Origin of the sequence: Mesorhizobium sp. M0437 (genome assembly GCF_040321335.1) — a bacterium.
Taxonomy (GTDB): Bacteria; Pseudomonadota; Alphaproteobacteria; order Rhizobiales; family Rhizobiaceae; genus Mesorhizobium.
Genome location: NZ_JAMYRK010000207.1, coordinates 1 through 1,336 on the forward strand (window position 1 = coordinate 1; position 1,336 = coordinate 1,336).

The window sequence follows — 1,336 nt, forward strand, 5'->3', positions numbered from 1 at the left end:
TTGCAGCAGGAAGCTAAAGTCGAACTGGCCGACAATCGCGTCTTTGGCTGACGGCCGTGGATGCCAGCCGCACTTATTCGAAAGCGTGGGTCGGCGCACTGAGTGAGTTGAAGGGCGGCGCGGTACTCATGGAATCTGAGGGCGTCTATTGCATGCCGCACAAGTGAGTGCGCCGAGAGAGCAGGCGAGCGAAGCCGATGGTCTGACCTGGGACGCCGACCCCCGGGCGTTCCAGAAAAAGTGGGTCATCCCGTCCGGTTTCATTAGACGATGAGACGATCTTAAGTAAAAATGATCTTCTGAAACGGAACGTCGAGTAGGAGTTACTGATGTAGAACTGATCTGCTTGCCTCTCGACAACCAGAAGACTTGCAGCGAGTGTCAGGCATACGTGGGATACTTAGAAATGTCAACTTCGTCTGATGAAAGTCGCGTAATCTATCTTATGGAACTTCGATTTCGTTAAACTGAAGCACTACACAAATCTGAACGACGTGCCGTGATGTGGTGCGTGATGGCCCGCGGCCGGGCGCAATCCCGAAGCTGTACGCGAAAATCTCGTGGCGCCAACGATGCTGTCTATGGAATCGCGTCAAATCACCAGTACATACATCGGCTATTTGGGGTTCGCCTCAAGCTTTTCATCCCCAGAAGAATTGCCTCCCAGGTGCGGCTCGATAACCGAAGCTTGGCGATCCTATTCCACATCCGAGATACCTCCTCAGAACATGATCGATAATAGTGTTGCAGACGCGCCACCGCAATTGCTTGCCGCGATCACCTCCGAGAGCGCATCCGAGGATGCTCATTCCGACGACGTACATCGATAGGGCGTAGCGAGGATCGACCCGCCTCCGCCAATCGGACCGAGCGTACACCCGATCAGTGATCCTGAAACCGATCGCGGGCAGGAACTGCTGGAGAGAGCCATCCGATTCGTCACTAACCCCAGACCGATGCTGGCAGCGCGTCGAGCGGTATCCTCAGATAACGCCGGCCATTTTCCTCGACCTGAGGCAGTTCCCCTCCGCGGATATTGACCTGCAGGGCATGCAATATGAGTTTTGGCATTGGCAATGTCCTGTCTCGGGCCTCCCGAAGCCTGATGAACGTACTCCGAGAATGACCGGCGACATGCGGGTTTTTCTCTTTCTGCTCCGCTACCGAACTCTCCCACAGAGCCTGGCGCCCTCCCGGCCTGTAGTCATGCCCGGTGAAGAGGCGCGTCGGATCGGGTAGGCTCAAAATGTCCTGGATCGACTTCCATAGGTCAGCTGCGCTGCCACCTGGAAAATCTGCACGGGCGGAGCCGCTATCGGGCATGAAAAGTGTGTCG

1 pseudogene is annotated in these 1,336 nt (G+C 55.9%); it reads right to left on the reverse strand.

Annotation, left to right across the window (positions count from 1 at the left end):
• Positions 1-942: 942 nt before the first annotated feature.
• A pseudogene (locus NKI72_RS35000) lies at positions 943-1,336 on the reverse strand (MBL fold metallo-hydrolase); the annotation flags it as partial.